At 63.6% G+C, this 19,732-nt stretch carries 20 protein-coding genes; 5 read left to right on the top strand and 15 right to left on the bottom strand.

The features are described 5' to 3' along the window. Nucleotides 1-83 precede the first annotated feature (83 nt). Nucleotides 84-806, top strand: a complete 723-nt coding sequence (locus OC446_RS10685) for a GntR family transcriptional regulator (RefSeq protein ID WP_262029046.1) — start codon at nt 84-86, stop codon at nt 804-806. Nucleotides 807-920: 114 nt separating this feature from the next. Here the strand turns inward: OC446_RS10685 and OC446_RS10680 are convergent, their stop codons facing one another. The 5 genes from OC446_RS10680 to OC446_RS10660 form a co-directional block, all read right to left on the bottom strand. Then, the gene (locus OC446_RS10680) at nt 921-1,649 is read right to left on the bottom strand and encodes a response regulator transcription factor (protein ID WP_262029008.1); all 729 of its coding nucleotides are present in this window, start codon (nt 1,647-1,649) and stop codon (nt 921-923) included. A 61-nt stretch (nt 1,650-1,710) separates the two neighbouring features. After that, on the bottom strand, nt 1,711-2,061 hold the full coding sequence (locus OC446_RS10675; protein WP_262029007.1) for a DUF1236 domain-containing protein: 351 nt from the start codon (nt 2,059-2,061) through the stop codon (nt 1,711-1,713). A gap of 113 nt (nt 2,062-2,174) precedes the next feature. Beyond that, complete coding sequence (locus OC446_RS10670) at nt 2,175-2,930, bottom strand: hypothetical protein (RefSeq protein ID WP_262029006.1); 756 nt, start codon at nt 2,928-2,930, stop codon at nt 2,175-2,177. A gap of 32 nt (nt 2,931-2,962) precedes the next feature. Beyond that, nucleotides 2,963-3,454 carry an RNA polymerase sigma factor gene (locus OC446_RS10665; protein ID WP_262029005.1) on the bottom strand — a complete coding sequence of 164 codons (492 nt, stop codon included), beginning with the start codon at nt 3,452-3,454 and terminating at the stop codon, nt 2,963-2,965. Nucleotides 3,455-3,597: 143 nt separating this feature from the next. Then, nucleotides 3,598-4,005 carry a DUF1236 domain-containing protein gene (locus OC446_RS10660; protein WP_262029004.1) on the bottom strand — a complete coding sequence of 136 codons (408 nt, stop codon included), beginning with the start codon at nt 4,003-4,005 and terminating at the stop codon, nt 3,598-3,600. 384 nt (nt 4,006-4,389) lie between these two features. Between OC446_RS10660 and OC446_RS10655 the strand changes: the two genes are divergently transcribed. Next, nucleotides 4,390-6,381, top strand: coding sequence for a S8 family serine peptidase (locus OC446_RS10655; RefSeq protein WP_262029003.1), 1,992 nt, complete (start codon nt 4,390-4,392; stop codon nt 6,379-6,381). Nucleotides 6,382-6,480: 99 nt separating this feature from the next. On the opposite strand, the gene lpdA is transcribed toward OC446_RS10655, so the two are convergent. The 10 genes from lpdA to OC446_RS10605 form a co-directional block, all read right to left on the bottom strand. After that, nucleotides 6,481-7,878 (bottom strand): dihydrolipoyl dehydrogenase, encoded by a 1,398-nt coding sequence (gene lpdA / locus OC446_RS10650; protein WP_262029002.1) that lies wholly within the window; start codon nt 7,876-7,878, stop codon nt 6,481-6,483. 5 nt (nt 7,879-7,883) lie between these two features. Then, nucleotides 7,884-9,212, bottom strand: a complete 1,329-nt coding sequence (locus OC446_RS10645; RefSeq protein WP_262029001.1) for a dihydrolipoamide acetyltransferase family protein — start codon at nt 9,210-9,212, stop codon at nt 7,884-7,886. A gap of 1 nt (nt 9,213) precedes the next feature. Beyond that, nucleotides 9,214-10,227, bottom strand: coding sequence for an alpha-ketoacid dehydrogenase subunit beta (locus OC446_RS10640; protein WP_262029000.1), 1,014 nt, complete (start codon nt 10,225-10,227; stop codon nt 9,214-9,216). A 4-nt stretch (nt 10,228-10,231) separates the two neighbouring features. Further along, entirely contained in the window at nt 10,232-11,464 is a 1,233-nt protein-coding gene (locus OC446_RS10635) for a 3-methyl-2-oxobutanoate dehydrogenase (2-methylpropanoyl-transferring) subunit alpha (RefSeq protein ID WP_262028999.1), read from the bottom strand. A 128-nt stretch (nt 11,465-11,592) separates the two neighbouring features. Then, a complete protein-coding gene (locus tag OC446_RS10630) occupies nt 11,593-11,883 on the bottom strand; it encodes a hypothetical protein (protein ID WP_262028998.1) in 291 nt (96 codons plus the stop codon). Between the two features lie 40 nt (nt 11,884-11,923). Continuing rightward, nucleotides 11,924-12,757, bottom strand: coding sequence for a universal stress protein (locus OC446_RS10625; protein ID WP_262028997.1), 834 nt, complete (start codon nt 12,755-12,757; stop codon nt 11,924-11,926). Nucleotides 12,758-12,849: 92 nt separating this feature from the next. Next, a complete protein-coding gene (locus OC446_RS10620; RefSeq protein WP_262028996.1) occupies nt 12,850-13,575 on the bottom strand; it encodes a DUF2270 domain-containing protein in 726 nt (241 codons plus the stop codon). A gap of 337 nt (nt 13,576-13,912) precedes the next feature. Beyond that, nucleotides 13,913-14,833, bottom strand: coding sequence for an MBL fold metallo-hydrolase (locus OC446_RS10615; protein ID WP_262028995.1), 921 nt, complete (start codon nt 14,831-14,833; stop codon nt 13,913-13,915). 59 nt (nt 14,834-14,892) lie between these two features. Then, entirely contained in the window at nt 14,893-15,555 is a 663-nt protein-coding gene (locus OC446_RS10610; protein WP_262028994.1) for a peroxiredoxin, read from the bottom strand. A 237-nt stretch (nt 15,556-15,792) separates the two neighbouring features. Beyond that, nucleotides 15,793-16,509 (bottom strand): GntR family transcriptional regulator, encoded by a 717-nt coding sequence (locus OC446_RS10605; protein ID WP_262028993.1) that lies wholly within the window; start codon nt 16,507-16,509, stop codon nt 15,793-15,795. Nucleotides 16,510-16,632: 123 nt separating this feature from the next. Here OC446_RS10605 and OC446_RS10600 point away from each other — a divergent pair, with 123 nt between their 5' ends. The 3 genes from OC446_RS10600 (at nt 16,633) to OC446_RS10590 (ending at nt 19,707) form a co-directional block, all read left to right on the top strand. Then, nucleotides 16,633-17,628, top strand: coding sequence for a sialic acid TRAP transporter substrate-binding protein SiaP (locus OC446_RS10600; RefSeq protein ID WP_262028992.1), 996 nt, complete (start codon nt 16,633-16,635; stop codon nt 17,626-17,628). 88 nt (nt 17,629-17,716) lie between these two features. Continuing rightward, nucleotides 17,717-18,301, top strand: a complete 585-nt coding sequence (locus OC446_RS10595) for a TRAP transporter small permease (protein WP_262028991.1) — start codon at nt 17,717-17,719, stop codon at nt 18,299-18,301. After that, a complete protein-coding gene (locus OC446_RS10590) occupies nt 18,301-19,707 on the top strand; it encodes a TRAP transporter large permease (protein WP_262028990.1) in 1,407 nt (468 codons plus the stop codon). The genes OC446_RS10595 and OC446_RS10590 overlap by 1 nt, the downstream gene beginning before the upstream one ends. Nucleotides 19,708-19,732: the final 25 nt, after the last annotated feature.

The raw sequence follows: 19,732 nt of genomic DNA, 5'->3' as shown, positions 1-19,732 counted from the left end.
CCGATAGGTCATACACTAATGCATTAGTGCATTCGCTACAAGTGTGGTATAGAAGGGAGCGACGAAAGTTCAGGTTTGTTCGGATGGCGCCTTCTTCCAGAGCCCTTAGCCCACACGTTCCAATCATAGCCTCCGATCGCCTCGAGCGTGGACGCCAAGCGGCGCCTCAGGTTTTCGAGCGGTTGAGAGAGATGATCATCTCCCTTGCCCTGGCCCCGGGAACCGTCCTGAACAGGCTCACGCTCCAGCAGGAGTTCGGCCTCAGTTCGACGCCGATTCGCGATGCCCTCCTCAGGCTGCAGGAAGATGGGCTCGTCGATATCTTCCCGCAGCATGCGACCGTCGTGAGCCCCATTGATCTCACGCTGGCGCAACAGGCACATTTCCTACGACGCTCTCTGGAACTCGAGATCGTCCGAAGCCTGGCGCTCAATCCGGATCCCCGCCTCATCGCCAAACTTCAGGGATTTCTCGCGCAACAGCAGACGCTCATGGAGATGGAAGATTTCGAAGCTTTTTCCGCTGCCGACCAAGCGTTCCATCAGCATCTTTATGAAGCTGCCCGCATGAACGATCTGTGGCTGCTCGTGCGCAACCGCAGCGGGCATATCGACCGCCTGCGCCGCCTCCATCTTCCTAGTCCGGGCAAGGCACAGGACATCGTGCAGCACCACAGGCTGATCGTCCAGGCGATTGCCGAGGGAAATGCGCAAGACGCTCAAGAGCACCTGCGGCATCACCTATCCGGCACTCTGGCGCATGTTGACGAAATCAGGGCGAAGTACCCCAGTTACGTGCGAGGTTAGAGCATCCTGCATGCCCGATGCGCACGTGAGGGAATTGCGGACCCGCTTTCGGTCCAGTGCTAAAAAGACAGGGCGCAATGAAGAGCAGGGTCCAACGGGAAGGACCCTCTCCGACTATAGTGACTTCAAATCGGCCGCGGCATGTCTTGTCGCCCATAAGGCAGCCTGGGTTCGATTGCAGACGCCGATCTTCCTCAAAAGCGTTTTGACGTGAACCTTCACTGTCGCTTCGGAGAGGCTCAGCTTGCGTGCAATGACCTTGTTGGGAGCGCCGTCCCGCAGGCAGGCCAATATCTCGACCTCTCGATGCGATAGAGGTGGCGCCGCGACATGCCCGTGCTGAGCGCCACCCGTATATGCATGGCGATGATGGTGAGTATCCAGTCCTGCCATCGGCAGAACAATGGTTGCAGGGAGGACAGCTTCGCCCAGCATCACCAATTCCAGTGACCTGATGAAAACCTCCCGCCTATGATGCGACAGACAGAATCCGTGAACGCCTGCATCCCAAGCCATGCTCACGGTGTGTGGATCGAAGGTGTCCGCCACGATGACGATCCTTGCCGCAGGAGCATGAGATTTCAATCTCTTGACGAGGTCGATGGCTCCGTTCGCGAAGCTGCTCGCATCGATGATGAAAAGCGCAGCGACTCCAGCCTGAACGGCGGGCAGGCACGCGAAGCCATCGATGTTCTCATGCCAAACGGTAAAATCAGTCTCGGACAGGAGGCTTTCCAAACCGAGACGCAGCACATGGTTCCTACAAACAGGAAAAACGATGGCGGAGAAGCGGCCTCTGCCGTCGAGTTCGAAGCATGCTCCGTTCACACTATGCAGTGCCATGATCCGGCCACCCTTTCTTCGGGCAGGTCAACATTGTCCCCGCCCTATGACCTCGGGGCTTTCATTGTATGACGTAGATGATATTGCGGGATGCCGCGTCGACGATGAGCCGATGTCCGTCGACCATGGCATAGCGATAGGTTTCATGCCTCGGTATCGGATGCAGCTCGATGGAGTGGGAGAGACTTTCTCCGATAGAGATTCTCAGTTCGACGTCATCTGCCGCCGCTCCCTGCCGATTTGTGGTCAGTCTCGAGGACACTTCCGCGGCAACATGACTGACGATATCCGGGATGACATGAGCTTGGAATATCGATGCCGTTACCGGATCTGTCGCGTTCGGTGCCGTCGTAGGCGCCACAACAGCTCCCATCGAGAGAACAGCTAACGCCAGATGATACGCGGCTTTCATCCTCACACTCTCTCACGGTCCGGGCGTTAGCAGAGAACGGATCGGCGCGTGGGTTTATTCCAGCTTCCTCCAAATTTCCCGGACATACAGGCTAGGGACCTTGACGCTGAAGCTTAGCGGTTCGCCTCCGCAAGAGCCCGAGCTTCTGCTTCACCGACCAAGACTTCGCCTGCACCGATGCTCTGCAAATAGGTCGCCATCAGGTCGTCGCCCCCGCTTGGCGCATAATCGCCGTCGTTCACCACCTTCGCCACAGCGAAGGTCGTCTTCCATTCGTCTCTGCGGCAGGCAACAGCCTCGGCCGCCTCACGGGAAGCTTGCAGCCGGAATTCACGACAGAGGGATCCATTCGCTAGGTGGTAAGTCGAGATGACCCGCAGCCGGCCGAACGGCAGCTCCACGTCCTGGCCCGCGGCGCTCCTGCTCAAGGCGTTGTGGACCATGGGGCTCTCCAGCCTGGCCATGAGCCCCCCGGCCCCTACTCTCTCCCAGGATCCGGCGAAATACCCCAAGCCGATTGCAACAGCTGCGATCGATGCCGCCAGAGCCATGGGCACGAATGAGGACCGTCGCCCGAACCAGCCGCTCTTCAGCGGCTTGACATCCGCAGCCGGGCTGGGCTTTCGCCCACCCTCATAGGCCTCGATCTGAGCGGACACGGCCGCTCTCAGGTGCGGCGGGACATCGGGCAGAGAAACGGCCGAGAAGGCGGATCGCGCCAGGCGGCGACTTTGCTGGAATTCCACGACGCGCTTAGCCACCAGAGGATCTTCGGCCATCGCCTTGGCCATGGCCGTCGCCGTGGGCCCGTCAAGTTCACCATCGGCAAAGGCCATCAGGATCTCATCGCTGAGATGTAGCTGGGACATTCTATCGGCTCCCCTTTTCATACCGTCCGCGTCTAGGCGGCCGCCGTCAGTTCCATCAGCCGCTTGCGCGCCCGCGCCAGGCGGCTCATGACGGTCCCAATGGGAACACCGAGGATCTCGGCGGTCTCCCGGTAGCTGAGATCCTCGGCACAGACGAGCAGGAGAACCTCCCTTTGCTCTTGAGGCAAATGATCGATGGCACGCTGGACCTCGGACAGGACCAGCCTGCTCAGGATCGGCCCTTCGCCTGGATCGCCGACAAGTTGCGTTTGCTGCGATAGATCTTCCGCCATACCTTCGGTTCTCATCCGTCTCAGGTGATCGATCCAGTAATTGCGGAGAATTCGGAACATCCATGCGTCGAACTTGGTCCCGGGGGACCAGCTGTCCGCATTGGCGAGCGCACGTTCACAAGCGCCTTGGACGAGATCGTCCGCAAGGGGTTGCGAGCGACACAATACGAGCGCGAAGCGCCTCAGCCGTGGCAGAAGCGCCACCAGTTCCTGTCCTATGGCTGCCGGCATTCCTGCTCCGCATGGCCTATTGCTCCATAACGATGAACCTAGTCGCTTTATTCCAATCTCAAGTGGAAAAGAGCAATCGCTCCCGATACGAAAACGGGCGGCCGAGAGGCCGCCCGTCGTCGAGGTCAGAGAAACCGTGAAACTTAGTGGATGACCTGCACGATCTTGCGGGTGCTCGGCTCGACCAGCACGGGGGTGTCGTTCACGACGGTGTACTTGTAGCCCTTCACTTTGTACTGGGCCGGCACCTCGTGATAGGTCACGCCGGACTCGGGCAGAACCGCGCCCACACGCACCTCTTCCTTGTAGGTGTAAGACGGGACGGACTGGGTCGTCACATACTGGCGGAACTGCGGCTGCTGCTGGTCCGCGATACCGCCGACGATGGCACCCGTCACGCCACCCACGGCCGCACCGACCGGACCGCCGACGATAGCACCGCCGACCGCGCCCGTGGCGGCACCGGCCGCTGCGCCACCCGACTGAGCGAAGGCGGCCGCAGGGGCAAGAGCGGCGAGAACAGTAGCTGCGGCAAGGAACTTCTTCGACATGATCTTACTCCTGAATGAATGTTCGGGTTTCGCACCCGGCAACCGACAACGCGTCATTCACCAAGTAGTTTCAGAGCAAATTCGAGTTTAGTTCACTTAACCGGAACGCTGGGTTCGGCCGAATATGGACACCGGAGACTGCATAGCGCAATCATACCTTGCGGTTATTCATCTTATGTTCATCAAAGGACGAAATTAGACATCGTTTCAAGAATAGTTCCGGCAAGTCTATCCTTAGGACTGGCGGCTTTCCGATTTTCCCTGCGCCTCTCCGCGGGATGAAACAAACCCTATGCCTTGGCCGTTATTGCCAGTTGGATCCGGTGGACCCAATCTGCTCCCGAGGATCTCACCGGGAATTCCGCTGCAAGGGTGAGCGTTTCGATGAAGTCAGGACAACGCCATCTACTGATTGCCGTATCGTGCCTCACTGTCGTGTACCCGCTGGAGTTTCAGGTCGAAACAGCCAAGAACGGCAATCTCATTGTGCTAAACGCCTCCGCGATCGCCAGGGACGGCAACAACGGCGGCGGTCGGGGAAACAGCGGAGGCAACGAGAACGGCAATTCGGGCGGCAAAGGCAATGCCGGAAACAACGGGAACGGTAACGCCGGAAATAGCGGAAACGGCAATGCCGGGAACAGCGGCAATGCGGGCGGCGACGGCGCTTCAGGACGGAGCGACGCAGCAGGGAACGCCAGCAACAAGGGCAACGGCAATGGTGGGCGTGCGAGCAATGGAAACAGCCCCGGTGGCGGAAGCGCCAATGCCGGGCAGGGCAATTCCGGCTCCCGTGGCAATACATCCGGGCAAGGCGCCGCTTCGAGCGCGGGGAACCCGTCGGGACAGGGAAGTCCCGCCGGCCAGAGCGGTTCGGCCGGGCAAGGAAAGGGTGCAGACAACGGAAAGGCTCTAGGCCGGACAGCGGGAAGCTCTTCGGGCAAGAACCAAGCGGAGCCCACATTGACCGGGGGATTGTCGGCCCTGTTCGGAGCGATCTCCGAGAGCCTTCGCGCGCTGACGGCTCCATCGGCAGCCCCGGCCGGAAAAGCGAAACCGCAACCGAACGCTTCGAAAGCCAAATCCGCATCCTCAAACGTTCGTGCGAAACAATCCTCGGTGCATCCGGGCGAGGCGGCTAAGGCGCGAGCCGCGGCCAAGAGCATGAATGCCCGCCCAGCGAGCCCGGTGCAGTCTGCCGCTCGCAGAGTGCCCGTAGCCTCAGCCAGCCAGTCTCTTGCCAAACCCGCGCGAGCGAAGAACTCGCTTGTCGCGGTGGGCCTGACATCGAGCAGCTTGGCACGCCTGAGCGCGCAGGGTTTCCGGACGGAGAAGCAGACGAGCGGCAGTCTCGCGAGTGTCGTTCAGCTCATCCCACCGCGGGGGATGTCTCTCAGCCAGGCCGAGCGCAAGATCCGCATGGTCGATGGAAACGCGACGGTCGATCTCGATCATTACTATTATACGGATGAAGGGCCGGCGAACTGCACCGGCCCAAGCTGCGAGGCGATCTCGCTCGTCGGCTGGAGCGCGTCCGCTTCCGAACAATGCAGCCCAACCCCAACGATTGGCGTGATCGACACGGGCATCAATCCTGACCACGACGCGCTGAAAGGGCAGTCCATCGAAATCCTGCCGAGCCTCGATCTGCGTGGCAGCCCGTCCCAGCGGGATCATGGCACGGCGATCGCCGCCCTCCTCGTCGGCAGGAACGACAGCCCTACGCCAGGCCTCCTCCCCAATGAGCGTCTCGTGGCAGTGGACGCCTTTTACCGGGACAGCGGAACGGCGGACCGGACCGACGTGGTGACCCTCGTGCGAGCTCTGGAAGCCTTGGCGGAGCGCGACATCCGCATTGTCAACATGAGCCTGTCCGGGCCTTCCAATGAAGTTCTGAAGCGGGCGATTGCTTCCGCCCAGGCGAAAGGCATGATCATTCTTGCGGCGGCTGGCAATAACGGCGCGGGAGCGGAGCCGTCCTATCCTGCCGCCTATCCGGGCGTGATCGCCGTCACGGCGATCGACAAGAAGCTCACGATCTATTCGCGGGCGACGCAGGGCGAATACATCGATATCGCCGCCCCAGGGGTGGATCTATGGGTCGCCTCGTCGGACGGGAGCACCGTCAAGAGCGGCACCTCCTATGCGGTTCCGTTCGTAACGGCCGCGGCAGCGATCCTCAGCGCCTCCAGCATTTCGCCGAACGCGACGGATCTTCGGGCAACCCTGGAGAGCAGCACGCTCGATCTCGGCACACCAGGCCGCGACAAGACCTATGGGTACGGATTGCTGCAAGCCGCGAACCTCTGCGCGCCGAGCGGCAAAGAGACGCCCGTCGCACATTCGACCACGGGATCGGGCACGGACATTCCCTGACGGCGATTCCGCGCTCGAACTCACCGGTACCCCTCGTCGTGGAGCGTGGGCGATGGAAGCTTAGTGCCGGATCGCAAGCTGTCGTATCGTCACCCCACGCTAAATATGAAGCTCCATTCCCAGCGCCTTGAGCGCCGCCTCCTGGAAGGCCTCTCCTTGCGTCGGATGCGCATGGATCGTACCGGCGATATCCTCGAGGCGCGCGCCCATCTCGAGCGCCAGACTGAAGGCGGCTGCCAGTTCGGAGATGCCCTGCCCAACGGCCTGGATCCCGAGCACCAGGTGGTTGTCCGCGCGGGCAACGACCCGCACGAATCCGTCCTCGCCCATCCTGGTCATCGCGCGGCCATTGGCCGAGAACGGGAACTGCCCCAGCTTGATCTCGACGCCCGTTCGGCGCGCCTCATCCGGCGCCAGTCCGACGGTGACGATCTCGGGATCGGTGAAGCAAACCGCCGGAATACTGCGCTTGTCCCAGACGCGCCTGTGACCCGCGACGATTTCGGCCGTCATCTCGCCCTGCGCCATGGCACGATGGGCCAGCATCGGCTCTCCCGTCACGTCGCCGATCGCGTAGATTCCGCGCATCGACGTCTGGCACCGCTCGTCGATGCGGATGAAGGGGCCGTCCATGTCGAGGACGAGTTCGTCCAGCCCCCATCCTCGCGTGACCGGCCTCCGGCCGACGGTGACGAGGATCCTGTCGCCCTCCAGGGCCTTTTCCGAGCCGTCCTCCGCCTCGACCAGCAAGGAGCCGCCCGCCTTCGCCAAGCCTTTCGCCTTGGTGCCGGTCATCACCGCGATCCCGAGGGCCTGCAGCCTCTTGGCGACAGGACGCGTCAGCTCCGCGTCGTATTGCGGCAGGATGCGGCTCTGAGCCTCGACGACCGTCACCGTCGCGCCCATCTTTGCGAAAGCCGTGCCGAGTTCGAGGCCGATATAACCGCCGCCGACCACGACGAGGCGTTCCGGGACGGAGGTCAAGGAAAGCGCGTCGGTCGAGGAGATCACGGGCCCGCCGAACGGCAGGTTCGGCAGTTCGACGGGAGCCGATCCCGTCGCGATCACCACGTTCTCGGCCCGGATGATCTGAAGGCCCGTTTCCGTCTCGACCTCGACCGTCTTGCCGTCGCGAAAACGCGCATGGCCCTGGACGATCTTCACCTTCGCCTTCTTGAGCAGCCCGGACACGCCGCTGTTGAGGCGCCCGACGATGCCGTCCTTCCAGGCGATCGTCTGGGATAGGTCGATCTCAGGCTTCGCGGCCGTGATCCCGAGAGGGTTCCGGCCGTGCGCCAGATGAGCGATCCGGTCGTATTCCTCGGCCGCATGAATGAGCGCCTTGGAGGGGATGCAGCCGACGTTGAGGCAGGTGCCGCCGGGCTTGCCAGGGTCGACGATCACCGTATCGAGCCCGAGCTGACCGGCCCGGATGGCGCAGACATAGCCGCCCGGCCCGGCTCCGATGACGAGGAGCTTGCAGGAAATATCCTTCATCGGATTTAAGCCTCCACGAAGATCATGGCGGGTGTCTCCAGCAGCGTCTTGATGCGCTGCACGAAGACCGCCGCGTCCCAGCCGTCGATGATGCGGTGATCGAAGCTGGACGACAGGTTCATTATTTTGCGGGGGATGAAGGTCGAGCCGTCCCAGACCGGCCGCACCATCATCTTGTTGACGCCGATGATGGCGACCTCCGGATAATTGATCACCGGCGTGGTGACGATGCCGCCCATGGCGCCGAGCGACGTGATGGTGATCGTTGATCCGCCCAGTTCCTCACGGGTGGCGAGACCGGACTTGGCCGCCTCCGCGAGCCGGTTCAGCTCCGCCGCACATTCCCACAGGTCACGCGCTTCCGCATGCTTCACCACCGGCACCATGAGGCCGGAGCCCGTCTGCGTCGCAATGCCGACGTGGACGCCGCCATGCTGGTGCACCACGCCCGCTTCATCGTCGTAGACGGAGTTCAGGTGAGGCTGCTCGGCGATGGCCCTCACCATCGCGCGCATGAGGAACGGGAGCAGCGTCAGTTTCGGTCGGTCGGCGCGCTTGTTCGCATTGAGCGCCGCACGCAGATCCTCGAGCGCCGTGACATCGACCTCTTCCACATAGGTGATGTGTGGGATGTGCGATTTCGCTATCGCCATCTTCTCCGCGATCTTGCGGCGAAGGCCGACGACCTTGATGTGCTCCACGGACGTGTTCTGGGCGAGCCCCGGCGTCTTCGCGACTTGGCGCCCATGGGTGAAGAAGGCGTCCAGATCCTCGTGGGTGATCCGGCCCGCGGGACCGGAGCCCGGAACCTGCCGCAGATCGATTCCGGCCTCCCGCGCCCTCAACCGGACGGCCGGAGAGGCAACCGGCCTCTCGCCCTCGGCGCGCGTCACCGGTGCGCGATGCATTCTCGCGGCGGGAGCGTGCGGCTTCTCGGCAACCGGCTGCGGCGGCGTGCTTTTTGCCTGCCGTTCGACGATGGCGTCCGGAACTTTGACTGCGCCATCCGCCTGCGCCTCGATCTCGCCGGTTCTGGCAGGCGGCTCGGCCGCCTTTTCCGACGGGCCGCTCCCGGAGGATCCGCTGCCCTCCCCTTCGACCTTCAGCCGGATCAGGGGCGAGCCGATGGCCACCACGTCGCCGATATCGGCCCCGAGCCACAGGACCTCGCCATCGACGGGCGAGGGAATTTCCACCGTGGCCTTGTCGGTCATGACGGCGGCCAGCACCGCATCCTCGCGGACGAGGTCGCCGACCTTCACATGCCACTCGACCAGTTCGGCCTCGGCGATTCCTTCCCCGACATCGGGCATTTTGATCAGGTGCTCGCCCATGTCAGGCCTCCATCGTCTCGACGAGAGCGCGGCCGACGCGGGCCGGCCCCGGGAAGTAATCCCATTCCTGAGCATGCGGGTAGGGTGTGTCCCATCCCGTGACGCGGGCGACGGGCGCTTCCAGGTGGAAGAAGCAGTTCTCCTGGACGAGAGCCGCCAACTCCGCCCCGAAACCGGACGTGAGGGTGGCTTCGTGCACGACCACGCACCGACCCGTCTTGCTGACGGAGGCGGCAATCGTTTCCAAGTCGAGCGGAATCAGGGTTCGCAGGTCGATGATCTCCGCGTCGATCCCAGTTTCCGCTGCGGCCGCCTGCGCCACGTAGACCATCGTGCCATAGGCCAGAACCGTCACGGCGGCGCCTTCGCGCACGATGGAAGCCTTGCCGAGCGGCAGGTTGAAATGACCCGTCGGCACTTCGCTCAGATCGTGCTTCGACCACGGCGTCACCGGGCGGTCGTGATGCCCGTCGAAGGGACCGTTGTAGAGACGTTTCGGCTCCAGGAAGATCACGGGATCGGGATCCTCGATGGCCGCGATCAGGAGCCCCTTGGCGTCCCGGGGATTGGACGGCACAACCGTCTTCAGGCCCGACACGTGCGTGAACAGGGCCTCGGGGCTCTGGCTATGGGTCTGCCCGCCGAAGATGCCGCCGCCGGTCGGCATCCGAATGACCATGGGACAGGTGAATTCGCCGTTCGAGCGGTAGCGCAGCCGGGCCGCCTCGGACACGATCTGGTCATAGGCCGGGTACATGTAATCGGCGAACTGGATCTCGATACAGGGCAGCAGTCCATAGCTCGCCATGCCGATGGCCGTTCCCACGATGCCGGCTTCGCTGATCGGCGCATCGAAGCAGCGCGTCTTGCCGTATTTCTGCTGGAGGCCGGCCGTGCAGCGGAAGACGCCGCCGAAATAGCCCACATCCTCGCCGAAGACCACGACGCGCTCGTCGCGCGCCATCATCACGTCCATGGCGTCGCGGATGGCTTCAATCATCGTCATGCGCGCCATGGCTTCAAACTCCCGCCTGCTGGCGCTGCCGCCGCAGATGCGGCGGCATCTCGGCATACACCCCGTCGAAGATCTCGCGGGCGGACGGCTTGGCGCCCGCATGAAGCGTGCCGTAGCTCTCCGCCTCCTTCTGGGCCGCGATCACCGTGTCGAGGATCTCGGCCTCTGCCTGCTTGTGCCGCTCCTCAGACCAGGCGCCGCGCAGGATGAGATGGTTCTTCAGCCGCATGATGGGATCGCCCAGGGGCCAGGCATCGGATTCGGTCTTCGGGCGATAGGCGGAGGGATCGTCCGACGTCGAATGCGCGCCGACCCGGTAGGTGACGTATTCGACGAGCGTCGGCCCGAGATTGCGCCGGGCCCGCTCGGCCGCCCATTTCGCCACCGCATAGACGGCGAGATAATCGTTGCCGTCGACGCGCAGCGAGGGGATGCCGAAGCCCAGGCCGCGCGCGGCGAACGTTCCCGCCCCGCCCCGGGCAATACCCTGGAACGTGGAGATCGCCCATTGATTGTTGACGATGTTGAGGATGACCGGCGCCTTGTAGGTGGACGCGAAGACGAGGGCCGCGTGGAAATCCGATTCCGCCGTCGATCCGTCGCCGATCCAGGCCGCCGCGATCTTGGTGTCGTTGCGGATGGCCGAGGCCATGGCCCAGCCGACCGCCTGAACATATTGCGTGGCGAGGTTGCCCGAGATCGTGAAGAACCCATGCTCCTTGGAGGAATACATGACGGGGAGCTGCCGTCCCTTCAAAGGATCGCGCGAATTCGAATAGACCTGACACATCATGTCGACCATGGAATAGCCGCCGGCGATCAGGAGGCCGGCCTGCCGGTAGGTCGGAAAGTTCATGTCGCCCGGCGAGAGCGCCTTCCGGAAGGCGCAGCTGATGGCCTCCTCGCCCAGATGCTGCATGTAGAAGGAGGTCTTGCCCTGCCGCTGCGCGATCAACATGCGCGCATCGAAGGTACGCAGGGTCATCATGTTGCGCATGCCCTCGATGAGCTCCTCGTCGCTCAGGAGCCCGGCCCAGGGGCCGACCGCCTCGCCGGCGCGGTTGAGAACGCGGATGATTGAGAAGGCGAGGTCGCGGATGGTTTCCGGCTCCACGTCCACGTCGGGGCGCGGGACGGCTCCGGCCTTGGGGATCTTCACATTCGAGAAGTCGGGCGTGCCGCCCGGTCGAACGGCGGGTTCGGGCACGTGGAGGGTCAGCGGTCCATAATCCTGCATGGTCTTTCGTTCTCCTCCCGAGGAAACTAGGAACGAAACACCATTCGGCCATAGGCTGTGCCGTTTCTAAAGGCGCAAATGCCGGTTATCGACAGGCTCCGACAGCTCACACAAAACAGCTCGCGCCATCAAGGCTTCACTGTTGCCAAAATCTCCCCGGCCGTGATCTCCGGTTCGCCTTGAATCAGATCTGCCAGGCTGGCGCGAATCCACGACAGGGCCTTTTCATTGGCCGCAAGAGCCGTTTCGCGGCTGTCGAACAGGGTGATGGAGCCGCCCGCTCCGCCGCCGCAATCGAATACATGATATGCCTGGAACCCGGGGGACTGCCGCAGGATCTGGCCGATCCCGCTCTCCGCCCGCCGCGCCGCCTCAGGCACCGAGCGCATCTTGCTGAACTTGCGAATGACGACATACATGGCGGCCTCCACCTGCTGAAGAAGAACGCAACCGCGAGCACTAGTGAGCCATCAGAACCGGCATGCCCGCGTGGGCGATGATGTGGCTCGTGGCGCCGCCGAAGATCATCTGCCTCAGGCGGCTCTGGGTATAGGCGCCCTTGACGAGAAGATCCGCATGGAACGAGGCGGCGTCCTCCAGAATAGCCTCGCCCGGGGAGCGCGTGTTCAGTCGGCGGGAGGCCGTCTCGGCCCGGACGCCGTTCCGCTCGAGGCGGAACGCCAGTTCCGCGCCGCTCGGACCGTCCCCTCCCCAGCCGTCCAGCGACAGGACGATGACCCGGCCGGCCTTCCTCAGGATGGGCATGGCGAGCGCCACGGTTCGGGCCGTTTCCGTGCTGCCGTTCCAGGCGATCACGACCGTCTCGCCGATCGAGGCCGGAGACGCGGGCGGGACCATGAGGACGGGGCGTCCGCCTTCGAACAGGGCTGCTTCCAGGGTTGCGATCCGCGGCGGCTCGTCCTGCGATCCGGGGCGCCCGAGCACGATCAGGTCGAACACCCGGCCGAAGCTGCCGATGTAGCTGTCGCCGAACAGCTGCTGCCCGATGAAGTCGCAGGTGACCTCGTCCGGCGCCTCCGACTTCCGTGGCACCGCGCAAGAGAGCATGAACTCCTCGAAGAGGTGCTGGGATCGCGCCAGGTGCTCGCGCTGCTCTTTTTCGCTCAGGATGGTCCAGCCGACCGGGACGTCGAAGGCGATGACCTCCGGGATATCGGGACCGAGCGCCAGCCCCTCCACATGGCTCCCGAACCGGCCCGCGACCAGCAGGGCGGCGTCCAGGACCGAACGGATGAAACTGTGGGGTTCGACCGGAACCAGAATGGCTTTCATGACAGTGACCTCGGCCAACCTGTACGCCGATGCTCGGCGATTGATCATACTCCCAAAGCCCGCGTCCGGCACAGTTTATCTTCAACGTTCCTTCAGACATGCACATTGCCGAAGGCCAACTCCCCTTCGCCCTTGGGCCTGCGCAGGGTGGCGTAGAGGATCCAGCCGTAGAAGACGGCCAGACCGGCGATCACGGCCCATCCGGGGATCGGCCCGATGGCGACGTTGCGGACCCATTCCCCGACCGACCCGACGAGGTGGGCATCGACGGCGTTCTCCTGCATCCGGATGAAGGTGGTCTTCACCAGCCAAGCGAAGAGCAGGATCAGGAACATCCAGCAGTAATTGCGCCGCAGACGCCGGGTGATCGCCTCGCTGGTGCTGGTCAGGAACAGGGGGCGCCGGAGGTCCTCGCCCAGCTTCTGGACCCATTCGTCGGTCGTACCCTCCTCCGGGGCGAAGATCTGGGCGAAGTAGTTGCGCTCCATCCGACGGACGCGGTTGCGGTACACGTCGAAGAAGCGGTAGCGCCGCGCCTCGATCACCAGCAGCAGGAGAACCAGCACCATGGCGAAGATCAGCACGCCGTGATGGGCGGTCGAGGTGGAGAGGGAGACCGACAGCATGGCGGCCACCACCGTGATGGCCCAGTTGGTCGTCCGGTCGATCCGGTCGCGCCAACCCGCCATGCGGGCGATTTCGGCGCGGTGATAATGGGCCATGACGTTGATGAATTCGGTCGAATTGCTGGGAAAGACCGGCGCCTTCACGGTGGGGCGCAGGGTCTGGACAAGGCCTTGCTCGTTCTTCGGCAGCATGATCCTGCTCCCTCAAGCCCCGGCGGCGTCTCGACAGGCCCGGTCGGCTCTGGAGGCTTCCTTGTTTTTAGGGTCTCGCGGGACAAAATCATCAGCGCCCGTGAGGTTCCGGACGGATGAGGAAGACAGGTGGAAGGAGCTTCCAGACAGGCGCCTTTCACGTGGTATTCGGTCTGCCCGACCGGAGCGGGGCAATCCTTGAGGGCAAACGGTTCAGCGCGATGACAGCCGGTTGGCAGCGCCTGCCACACGGAATGAGAGACGCATCTATCAACCGCTTCCCATCGGCCAAGAGCATTGTCCCGCCCGAAAGTACCCTTACGGAAGTGACGCGCCGTCAGTCCCAGACCGAACGGGGGAGCGCATCGAGCGGGATCTTGAGGTAGCAGGTCCCATTGCTCTCCGGTTCCGGCAAACGCCCTCCCGCCATGTTCACCTGGAGGGCGTGCAGGATCAGCTTGGGCATCGGCAGCTTGGCGTCGCGGGCCTGGCGCATGGCGACGAACTCGTCCTCGGTGCGGGCCTGAGCCAGATGCACGTTGTGGGCCTTCTGCCCGGCGACGGTGCTCTCCCAGGCCGGAGGCCGTCCGCCCGGCATGTAGTCGTGGCCGGAGAACAGGCGCGTGTCCTCGGGCAGGGACAGAATGCGCTGGATGGTGCGCCACAGGGCCCTGGCGTCGCCGCCGGGAAAGTCGCAGCGGGCCGTGCCGAAATCGGGCATGAAGAGCGTATCGTGGATGAAGGCGGCATCGCCGACCACGTAGGTGATGGAGGCGAGCGTGTGGCCCGGCGAGAAGACGACCCGCACGCCTATGTCGCCGATCCGGAATTCGTCCCCGTCGGCGAACAGGCGATCCCATTGCGAGCCGTCCGCTTCGAAATCGGTGAGATTGTAGATCGTCTTCCAGAGCCGCTGCACGTCGACGACGCGCTCGCCGATGGCCGTCTTCGCGCCCGTGCGATCCTTGAGATACGCGGCGGCCGACAGATGGTCCGCATGCGGATGCGTGTCGAGAATCCACTCGACGGTCAGGCCCTTCTCCTTCACGCAGGCGAGTAGCGCATCGGCCGATGCGGTCGCGATGGAACCGGACTTCTCGTCGTAATCGAGAACCGGGTCGACGAGCGCGCAGCGCCGCGTGGCGGGATCGGACACCACGTACTGGACGCTGCAGGTGCGCTTGTCGAAGAACGCATCCACCTGCGGCCTTGCGGCGGAACGGTCGGGCGTCGATCGAGGGACGGCTGTTGTGCTCATGGCTTCTGCTCCTTCGAACGCGGATGCGCCCCACCGTTCATGCTTCTCGACCCGACGGGTCACGCATCGGGCTGCGGCACGATCCTGATATAGGGCTTCGGCGCCTTCCAGCCTTGCGGATAAATCTTCTTGGCCTCCTCGTCCGGCACCGACCCCGCGATGATGACGTCCTCGCCCTGCTTCCAATTCGCGGGCGTCGCGACGCGGTGCTTCGCCGTGAGCTGCAGCGAGTCGATGACGCGGAGCACCTCGTCGAAATTGCGCCCCGTGGTCATGGGATACACGAGCACGAGCTTGATCTTCTTGTCGGGCCCGACGACGAACACGTTGCGGACGGTCTGGTTGTCCGCGGGCGTCCTGCCTTCCGACGTGCCGCCCGCACTCGCCGGAAGCATCCCGTAGAGTTTCGAGATCGAGAGATCGGTGTCGCCGATCATCGGAAAGTTGGGCGCGGTGCCTTGCGTCTCGCGGATGTCCTCCGCCCAGCGCGCGTGATTGTCGATGGGATCGACGCTGAGCCCGATGATCTTCACGTCGCGCCGGTCGAACTCTGGCTTGATCCTGGCCATGTATCCCAGCTCGGTCGTGCAGACCGGCGTGAAGTCCTTGGGATGGGAGAAGAGCACGCACCAGGAATCGCCGATCCAGTCGTGAAAGCGGATACGGCCTTCCGTCGTCTCTGCTTCGAAATCAGGCGCGACATCGCCAATCTGGAGTGTCATGAAAGCCTCCTGTCATCGACGCATCGTGCGGATCGGCGTATCCGTGCCGAACGATGCGCCCACCAAAGAGTGAAGCATCGGAAACGACCCTGGAAGTGCAAGTCACTTTTCGGTCAGATGCTCACGTGCGCCCCGCCGCCTGCCGACAGGTATATACTGCACGGCGGCACCGGTGAAGGGGCGCGCGGCGAGCGCGAGGACACGCGTCGGCGGTACTTCGTGAGACGCTGGCACCGCTCAAGCCTGCACGAACACCTCGGCGTGCTCGACGGAGAAGCGCTCCAGTTCTTCCACGACCGCCTCCAGGTGAGCCTCCATGGCCCGGCGGGCCGCCGGGGCGTCGTGCACCTCAAGGGCGCGGAAGAGCTCCCGATGCTCGGCCAGGGTGACGGCATGGCGCCGGGGCGAGGAGAGCAGGCGGCGCACCCGGTCGATATTGGCCCGCGAGGCGTCGATCACGGCTGCGACCCGGGGCATCCCCAGCCCCTCGACCAAGATCGTGTGGAATTCCAGGTCCAGGGCATAGAAGCCGGGCCGATCACCGCGCGCGACGGACTCCTGCTGCGCCTCCAGGTTGCCGCGCAGGGCCTCGATGGCGGCCGGCGACAGGCGCGTGGCGGCCGCTTCCGCCACCATGCCCTCCAGGGCCCGCCGAATCAGCATCGATTCCCGGATCTCCGGCAGGCGGATGCGGGCCGCGCGGGAGCCGCGCTGGGGCAGGATCTCGACCAGCCCCTCGGCGGCGAGGCGCGTGAGGGCCTCGGAGACCGGGAACCGGGAGACCCCGAGCGCCGCGCAGACGGAGCCCTTGTCGATGAATTCCCCAGGGGCGAAGTCGAGCGCCACGATGGCGGCCCGCAGGGACGCTTCGACCTTCTCGGTCGTCTGCCCCCGAGCGCCCCGCTCCAGGGGAACGAGGAAATCGTATCTTTTTCTCTTGTCGAGCGCGTCCATTTGCCTAACATGTTAGCCGAACCGATGAGCCCACGCCATCAGCTTGTCGGATCCCTCGATCGGGCGAACCGCCCGCGATCATTCTTCAACCGGCCGCAGAGCCGGCTTCCCGGAGGAACGCCTATGCCATTTCCGACCCGCCGCCTAGCTTTTGGCCTCATCGCGGCCGCAACCGCCATCCTGCCCGCCTTGCCGGCCAGCGCCCAGACGAAGCTGAAATGGGCCCATGTCTACGAGACCTCGGAGCCCTTCCATACCCAATCCGTCTGGGCCGCCCAGGAAATCGCCAAGCGCACCAACAACCGCTACCAGATCGACGTCTATCCGGCATCGCAGCTCGGCAAGGAGAGCGACATCAACCAGGGCCTGTCGCTCGGCACGGTCGACATGATCATCTCCGGCCCGAGCTTCGCGGCGCGCAGCTACCCGCCCATCGGCATCGGCTACTATCCTTACATTTTCCGCGATTCCGGCCATCTGCTCGCCTTCGCGAAGAGCGACGTCTTCAAGGAGCTCAGCGCCGGCTACGCCGAGAAAACCGGGCACCAGATGGTCGCCCTCACCTATTACGGGGTGCGCCACACCTCCACGAACAAGCCCTTCAAGACCTGCGCCGAGATGAAGGGTCTCAAGATCCGCGTGCCGGACGCGCCTGCCTATCTGGCCATGCCTCGTTCCTGCGGGGCCAACACGTCGCCGATCGCCTTCGCCGAAGTCTATCTGGCGCTCCAGAACGGCACCGTCGACGCGCAGGAGAACCCGCTGACTACCATCGAGGCCAAGAAGTTCTTCGAAGTGCAGAAGCACATCGTGCTCACCGGCCATATCGTCGACCACCTGGCGACGATCATCTCCAAGCAGCTTTGGGCCAAGCTCTCGGATGAGGACAAGAAGATCTTCGCCCAGGTCGCCCAGGAAGCGGCCGTCCGCGCCTCGGGGGAGATTCAGGCGAAGGAGAAGGAGCTGATCGAAACCTTCAAGCAGAAGGGCCTGACGATCACGGAGGTCAACAAGGACGAGTTCAAGGACGCCGTGATGAAGAACGTCACGCTGGAATCGCTCGGCTACCGCAAGGCCGATTACGACAAGATCCAGGCCCTGAAGTCGGAAGGTCTCTGAGGTGCGGGGGGCCGCCTCCGGGCGGCCCTCCTTTCCCTGTTGTCCACCGCGAGGGAAACGCTCCGCGCTTGAGAGGCTGAAAAGACCGATGAAGACCGAAGTCCACACCCAGGTCAGCGCCGAGGAACTGGCGCAGACCTTCGACGAGAGCGAGCACGCACCGGTCGATCTCTCGGGCTATGCCTTCGAGGATTGGCTGGCCTTAGGCCTGTTCTGGGCCATGGCGCTCGCCGTCTTCGTTCAATTCTTCACCCGCTACGTGCTGAACGATTCCTTCGCCTGGACGGAGGAGATCGCCACTAATCTCAACGTGGCCCTGGTCTTCGTCGGGTCGGCCATGTGCGTGCGCATGAACCGCCACATCCAGGTCGACTTTCTCTATCGCTATCTTTCACCCGGCCTCGGCCGCGTGCTGGCGACGTTGATCGACATCATCCGCGTGTCCTTCTTCGTCTATGGGGCCTTCCTCATCTGGCGCTACATGAGCATCGTCGGCGACGAGCAGATGACGACCGTCGCTCTGCCGAAGAACCTCTCCTATGCCTTCGTCTTCATCGGCTTCGTCCTCATGAGCTTCCGCTCGGTTCAGGTTGCCGTCGCCAATTGGCGCCGCGGCTATTCCGTTCTCGAGCGGCCCGAAGCCTTCGATGCACCTGTAGTGGCGGAAACCTGATGCTCATCCTGATCGGCTCCTTCCTCATTCTGATGATCCTCGGCCTGCCCGTCGCCATCGCGATGGCCGCCGCGTCCCTGTGCTACATCCTCGCCACCGGAACCGTCCCGGACGTCATCGTGGCCCAGCGCATGATCGCCGGCGTCGAGAGCTTCCCGCTCCTCGCCGTTCCGTTCTTCATCCTCGCCGGCAACCTGATGAACATTGCCGGCGTGACCGGCCGCATCTACTCCTTCGCCGTCGCTCTCGTGGGCTGGATGAAGGGCGGCCTCGGCCAAGTGAACATCGTCGGCTCGGTGGTGTTCTCGGGCATGTCCGGCACGGCTATCGCGGATGCCGCCGGTCTCGGGACCATCGAGATCAAGGCCATGAAGGACCATGGCTACTCGACGGAGTTCGCCGTCGGCGTCACGGCGGCTTCCGCGACCCTGGGGCCGATCATCCCGCCCTCCCTGCCTTTCGTGATCTACGGCATGATGGCGAACGTCTCCATCGGGGCGCTTTTCCTCGGCGGCCTCATCCCCGGCATCGTCATGACTCTGCTGATGATGGCGACGGTGGCCTATTTCGCCTACAAGAACGGTTGGGGATCGGACACGCCGTTCTCGTGGCGCCAGCTCGGCAATGCCAGCATCGAAGTGGTCATCGTCCTGATGTTCCCCGTGGCCGTGTGGCTGATGATGCAGGCGGGCCTCTCCACCAATGTCGCCATCGGCATCGCGCTGGCCGTGCTTCTCGTCCTCGACTGGTTCTTCGACTTCTCGGCCGTGATGGCCCTGATGGCGCCGGTCATCCTGATCGGCGGCATGACGCTCGGCCTCTTCACGCCCACCGAGGCGGCGGTCGCGGCGGTCCTGTGGTCGCTGTTCCTCGGCCTCGTGCGCTATCGCTCGATGACGTTCAAAAGCCTCGCCAAGGCGACCTTCGACACCATCGAGACGACCGCGTCGGTGCTCTTCATCGTCACGGCGGCGTCGATCTTCGCCTGGCTCCTGACGGTCAGCCAGGCGGCCCAGATCCTCTCCGACGCGATCCTCGGATTCACGCAGAACAAGTGGGTGTTCCTGCTTCTCGCCAACATCCTGATCCTGTTCGTGGGCTGCTTCATCGATACCATCGCGGCCATCACCATCCTGGTGCCGATCCTGCTGCCCATCGTGCTCAAGCTCGGCATAGACCCGATCCATTTCGGGCTCATCATGACGCTGAACCTGATGATCGGGCTGCTTCATCCGCCCCTCGGCATGGTCCTCTTCGTCCTGGCGAGGGTGTCCAAGCTGTCGGTGGAGCGCACCACTGTGGCGATCCTGCCCTGGCTCATCCCCTTGATGCTGGCGCTGATCGCGATCACCTATATTCCGGAACTGACTCTCTGGCTCCCGCAGAAGATGGGATTGGGGCGGTAATGGACCGCCCGACAACCGGAAATGA

The organism is Microvirga sp. Mcv34, assembly GCF_024519725.1.
In the GTDB taxonomy this organism is placed as follows: domain Bacteria; phylum Pseudomonadota; class Alphaproteobacteria; order Rhizobiales; family Beijerinckiaceae; genus Microvirga.
The sequence above is the reverse complement of the archived record's forward strand: the minus strand, read 5'-3'. Positions and strand labels throughout refer to the sequence as shown.

Coding starts and splice junctions, on each gene's coding strand:
- OC446_RS10685 (WP_262029046.1), top strand. CDS start 84: ATGGCGCCTTCTTCCAGAGCCCTTAGCCCACACGTTCCAATCATAGCC.
- OC446_RS10680 (WP_262029008.1), bottom strand. CDS start 1,649: ATGGCACTGCATAGTGTGAACGGAGCATGCTTCGAACTCGACGGCAGA.
- OC446_RS10675 (WP_262029007.1), bottom strand. CDS start 2,061: ATGAAAGCCGCGTATCATCTGGCGTTAGCTGTTCTCTCGATGGGAGCT.
- OC446_RS10670 (WP_262029006.1), bottom strand. CDS start 2,930: ATGTCCCAGCTACATCTCAGCGATGAGATCCTGATGGCCTTTGCCGAT.
- OC446_RS10665 (WP_262029005.1), bottom strand. CDS start 3,454: ATGCCGGCAGCCATAGGACAGGAACTGGTGGCGCTTCTGCCACGGCTG.
- OC446_RS10660 (WP_262029004.1), bottom strand. CDS start 4,005: ATGTCGAAGAAGTTCCTTGCCGCAGCTACTGTTCTCGCCGCTCTTGCC.
- OC446_RS10655 (WP_262029003.1), top strand. CDS start 4,390: ATGAAGTCAGGACAACGCCATCTACTGATTGCCGTATCGTGCCTCACT.
- lpdA (WP_262029002.1), bottom strand. CDS start 7,878: ATGAAGGATATTTCCTGCAAGCTCCTCGTCATCGGAGCCGGGCCGGGC.
- OC446_RS10645 (WP_262029001.1), bottom strand. CDS start 9,212: ATGGGCGAGCACCTGATCAAAATGCCCGATGTCGGGGAAGGAATCGCC.
- OC446_RS10640 (WP_262029000.1), bottom strand. CDS start 10,227: ATGGCGCGCATGACGATGATTGAAGCCATCCGCGACGCCATGGACGTG.
- OC446_RS10635 (WP_262028999.1), bottom strand. CDS start 11,464: ATGCAGGATTATGGACCGCTGACCCTCCACGTGCCCGAACCCGCCGTT.
- OC446_RS10630 (WP_262028998.1), bottom strand. CDS start 11,883: ATGTATGTCGTCATTCGCAAGTTCAGCAAGATGCGCTCGGTGCCTGAG.
- OC446_RS10625 (WP_262028997.1), bottom strand. CDS start 12,757: ATGAAAGCCATTCTGGTTCCGGTCGAACCCCACAGTTTCATCCGTTCG.
- OC446_RS10620 (WP_262028996.1), bottom strand. CDS start 13,575: ATGCTGCCGAAGAACGAGCAAGGCCTTGTCCAGACCCTGCGCCCCACC.
- OC446_RS10615 (WP_262028995.1), bottom strand. CDS start 14,833: ATGAGCACAACAGCCGTCCCTCGATCGACGCCCGACCGTTCCGCCGCA.
- OC446_RS10610 (WP_262028994.1), bottom strand. CDS start 15,555: ATGACACTCCAGATTGGCGATGTCGCGCCTGATTTCGAAGCAGAGACG.
- OC446_RS10605 (WP_262028993.1), bottom strand. CDS start 16,509: ATGGACGCGCTCGACAAGAGAAAAAGATACGATTTCCTCGTTCCCCTG.
- OC446_RS10600 (WP_262028992.1), top strand. CDS start 16,633: ATGCCATTTCCGACCCGCCGCCTAGCTTTTGGCCTCATCGCGGCCGCA.
- OC446_RS10595 (WP_262028991.1), top strand. CDS start 17,717: ATGAAGACCGAAGTCCACACCCAGGTCAGCGCCGAGGAACTGGCGCAG.
- OC446_RS10590 (WP_262028990.1), top strand. CDS start 18,301: ATGCTCATCCTGATCGGCTCCTTCCTCATTCTGATGATCCTCGGCCTG.